This window comes from Paraburkholderia humisilvae (genome assembly GCF_902859855.1).
GTDB classification, from domain to species: domain Bacteria; phylum Pseudomonadota; class Gammaproteobacteria; order Burkholderiales; family Burkholderiaceae; genus Paraburkholderia; species Paraburkholderia humisilvae.
In genome coordinates this window covers 1-3967 of record NZ_CADIKH010000196.1, presented here as the reverse complement: position 1 = coordinate 3967, position 3967 = coordinate 1, and the positions used below count along the sequence as shown (strand labels likewise).

Below are 3967 nucleotides of genomic sequence, written 5' to 3'. Positions count from 1 at the left end.
CCTATGCGGACCTCAATAATGTTCCATTTTGGCCCTTGCATACGGTCAGTTCGCAAGGGTCGATCTTGGTTTGCTGACGTTTCACTGGGCGGGACGCGTTCATTTCATTCCCGTTATCCAACCTGTGCCCCTTGAAACTGCCAGTGTACGAACTGTCGCGGGTACGCCTTCTTCATCTTGTGCAACCACTGCTCACTGCGCCGTTTGTGCCGTCGCAGTGTCTTGTACTTGCGCTGGGCCCAGCGCACGAGCTTGCGGTCGAGATACCGGCCGAGTCCGTGCATGGCCGTTCGATAGAAGGCCCCGTAATAGTTCCACCAGCCACGTATCGTGGGATTGCATTGCCCGGCCAGATCGACCAGTGACCCTGATGTTTGACGGGGCAAGCGCCACCGCCGCACCGCCTGTCTCATCCGTTTCAGGGCAGCAGGACTCACGCCAGGCAGAAAGCTCGTGGAGAGCCGCCCGGACCTCGTCAGCACCCTTCGCGGACGAAACAGAAAGCCCAGAAATGTAAAAGTCACATCCGGGTAGGCCTCGTTGCGGCTTCGGTCCTTGCAATACACGATCTTCGACTTCTCAGGATGCATCTGCAACCCGCATTGCGCCAGCCGCGAGGCAATGGCATGCATGACTTCCTGCGCCTGCGCCTCGCTGCGGCAATGGACCACCGCATCATCGGCATAGCGCGCAAACAGACATTGCGCAAAGTGCCGCTGCATCCATGCGTCAAATGCATAGTGCATGAACAGATTCATCAGGATCGGGCTGACCACTCCACCCTGAGGTGTACCTCGCACCCGTGGCAGTCTTGCCCCGTCCGCAGTCTCGAACGGCGCAGTCAGCCACCGCTCGATATACAGCAGGATCCAGTCCGCCTTGATGTGCTTGCGTACCGCCTTGAGCAGGAGGCCATGATCAATCTGATCGAACGCCGCCTTGATATCAAACTCAACAACCCAGTCATATTTCCAGCAACGCTCACGCGTTACCGCAATAGCCTGTTTCGCCGATTTGCCCGGACGGTAACCATAAGAGTCCTTATGGAATATCGGGTCGAGTAGCGGCTCGGTTATGAGCTTGACAACAGTCTGCGCGATCCGATCCGACACGGTGGGCACACCCAGCTTTCTGGTACCACCCATGGCCTTCGGTATTTCAACCTGTTTCACCGGCGGCGGGAAGTATGACCCCGACGACATCCGGTTCCACAGCTTGTACAGATTGCCTGACAGGTTCTGCTCGAACATGGCGATCGTTTCATCGTCCACGCCGGCAGCACCCCGGTTGGCCCTCACCAGCTGATACGCCTCCCACACCGTGCGCTTCGCAATGCAGTACGGTTTTGTTGAGGTCATATCACTCATCCCCGACATGCGGGTTGGTGATCTTCGTCAACAGGATAACGCCGCCCCTTCGCTCCACCTTCATTACAAAGGCTTCAACACTACTACGGGCAGCTCCGCCCCTCACTCCGGCATCGGTATTCTTCCTCATGGTGTCTGCCATTTGTCATTTCCCTTTACATCCGGAGCAAGGTTCTCACGTTCCATACCAAAGCCTGTGTTGAGCTCATGCCGCCTCTACGCCGGCTGCCGTCAGGTCCGTAAGCAGGTCTCGTCCTGACTCATCCCGGAGCGACGAAATGACTCCGGTTTTGACAGCGCTTTGAAGAATTAACGACGCATCATCGAACGGTTCGCTCTCGCTCATCTTCCCAACACATACCTGCCATCCTGGTGGGTGACTTTTCCCCGGTCGCTCACCACCACGCCTTTTGAACGCAGCAGCACCGGGCGGTTTGAAGCCTGCTCCCGCAAGCCGGCTTCAGGAGACCTACTCCCATCTTCAGTACAGCACCACAAGCTCTCGCTTGTGTTCGTGACACACTTTCGTCCATCCTCCAGTTGCTGCCGGCCGGGCGCTTACGCCTTCCCAAGCACCAGGAGAAGCTTGATGGCACCACCGGTGCACGGTTGAATGATCGACCGCGATCCCGCGCTCGGCCATCATCTCTGTCGGGTAAGGACGCGACGGTAACGTCGCGTCCTTACCCGACCATTCTTCGAGGTTGCGCAGGCCCAGCGGGTAGGCCACGGACCAACGCACGCACACCAACATTATCCCGAGCGGATAGTGCAACCACCGCAGCACTTTGGCTACCGCCGGACTCAGGGCCTTCATAGTCGTTCACAACATCCCGTAAGGCCCCGCAGCATACCCGCCCCTGCTATTGCAACAGAACCCGCGACAGAACCGCTGTCGGTGCATGCACGTCGTGCGGTGCTCGCCCGCAGCCGTGTGCGTCTCCGTCCGCGACGATCGGGCTAACTGCCATCACTTTCTTAACAAGACTATCTAAGAGCGTGTCTGTGTTTTTGGCCATCCGCGAGTTCAATTCTTTCATCCATGATGATTTGACTGCTTCAAAATCAGGCGCGTAATCGCGAGCCTCAAGTTCGCAACGCATTGCCTCTATAACTGGAGTGCTTGCACTCATAATGCAGTTGATCGCATTCGCAAACAACCTCAAGTAATCGGCTTGCAGTGCTGCGAGCTCGCCCCACAATCCATTGACTTGATCAAAGGAAGCATCTACTATTCGTATCTGTGTTTCATAACATCGGATTAGGTCAGCGAAGGCTTCGGTATCGACTCGGGGCATTTCATTAAATCGCTCAATCTCCGAAAGCAACAAAAATATTTTCCCCTTCGCCGCACAATATAAATCCACCTGATTCACAATATCCAATTTGATTTGACAAATTATTTTCGCAAGCCTGACAGTCTCGAAAAATATCCTGCCCTGCAGTTGCGCCAGTTCCGATATAAGCCCAGCTGTTATGGAGCTGGAAATCGCTCGAAGCCGCTCAGCAAAATCTTGAAAATTCAATAGATGAACGGAAGATTCCAATTCCATCAGATTCAATCCAGGCATCATTCCGATATACGAGTTTATTTTAAACAATTCCTCAGCAAGACGCACACAAACGCCTCGCGTATTTTCCGATAACCTCTGATTTTGGCGCCGCGTCAGTGACATGGAGATGGTCCTATTCGCATTGTCGCGTTCCACGATGAACATATCGACAACCCCAATTGTGAGAAGCTCGACAAAACACAAATATCCCTGATAAAAATTCAAGACAAATTCGCCATTCCGCTCATCTCAACTTATTTTAATATTTAATTATTTACTCGCTTTGAAGCTATTTCATCCCAATGCAGCAGGCACCTCATTGCGTTTTAGTTGACGTCTGCCTAACATCGAGCGAACCTCGGTCAATTCCTGTCGCGAGATCTCCGGATACCGATGAGCAACATTGCCATAGAAAAAATATTTAGCATATCATTGTCACACAAATAATATTTGAATATTTTATTAAACATATGATTTGCACGATATTTTTCAGCATCGAAACCGAGCATATAATTATTATATTTCGCGTCCCGTGATATTCAAAAATCCACGAAGATGTAGAGTGATTAAGGAATAGTGTCTCGCGGTAGCGCATCCCAGAATGTTAATGGTCGCCACGATATTCGGCCGCAATCCGCAGCTGCCACGCACCTGTGTATCGACGCTGGGGCTGTTTCGCGAACTGATCAAACAACACGTCAGCGCCAGCATTCGAGGCACCATGATCGGTGGCGCGCTGTGGCGAAATCACCGCTATACGCATGCAACTGGTTGGCTCTGTCGCATTAATACGGTGAAGTAGAACCGGCCGGATCGTAACGCATGACGAACACGATGGCAAAGACGAAGACGCCGCGCAAGACGCTGCCTGCTGGCATTGGCATGGTACTGAAGCGGCTCCATTATCCACTGGACGTGATCCTGCTGTGCGTCCGATGGTACGTGGCCTATCCGGTGAGCCTGCGGCACCTTGAAGAATGAAATGAACGCGTCCGTGCGCCGGTCAAAACCGGCAAGGTGTTGTGAATGAAAGAGTCATACGTTGAA

At 53.2% G+C, this 3967-nt stretch carries 3 protein-coding genes and 2 pseudogenes; 2 read left to right on the top strand and 3 right to left on the bottom strand.

All coding sequences use genetic code 11. The features are described 5' to 3' along the window. Positions 1-113: 113 nt before the first annotated feature. The 3 genes and pseudogenes from ltrA to HV796_RS40600 all read right to left on the bottom strand — a co-directional run bounded on the left by ltrA (position 114) and on the right by HV796_RS40600 (position 3145). Positions 114-1319, bottom strand: a complete 1206-nt coding sequence (ltrA, locus tag HV796_RS40610; RefSeq protein WP_246356353.1) for a group II intron reverse transcriptase/maturase — start codon at positions 1317-1319, stop codon at positions 114-116. 548 nt (positions 1320-1867) lie between these two features. Then, positions 1868-2184 (bottom strand): annotated as a pseudogene (locus tag HV796_RS40605) (hypothetical protein); the annotation flags it as partial. A gap of 46 nt (positions 2185-2230) precedes the next feature. Continuing rightward, the gene (locus HV796_RS40600; protein WP_175233328.1) at positions 2231-3145 is read right to left on the bottom strand and encodes a hypothetical protein; all 915 of its coding nucleotides are present in this window, start codon (positions 3143-3145) and stop codon (positions 2231-2233) included. A 376-nt stretch (positions 3146-3521) separates the two neighbouring features. On the opposite strand from HV796_RS40600, the gene HV796_RS40595 reads away from it, so the two are divergent. Further along, a complete protein-coding gene (locus tag HV796_RS40595; RefSeq protein WP_175233327.1) occupies positions 3522-3722 on the top strand; it encodes a hypothetical protein in 201 nt (66 codons plus the stop codon). A 20-nt stretch (positions 3723-3742) separates the two neighbouring features. Then, positions 3743-3898: pseudogene (locus tag HV796_RS40590) on the top strand (IS6 family transposase); the annotation flags it as partial. Positions 3899-3967 lie beyond the last annotated feature (69 nt).

What these genes read in the sequence shown, in the direction of transcription:
- HV796_RS40595 (WP_175233327.1), top strand. Translation starts at nt 3,522, where the DNA reads ATGTTAATGGTCGCCACGATATTCGGCCGCAATCCGCAGCTGCCACGC.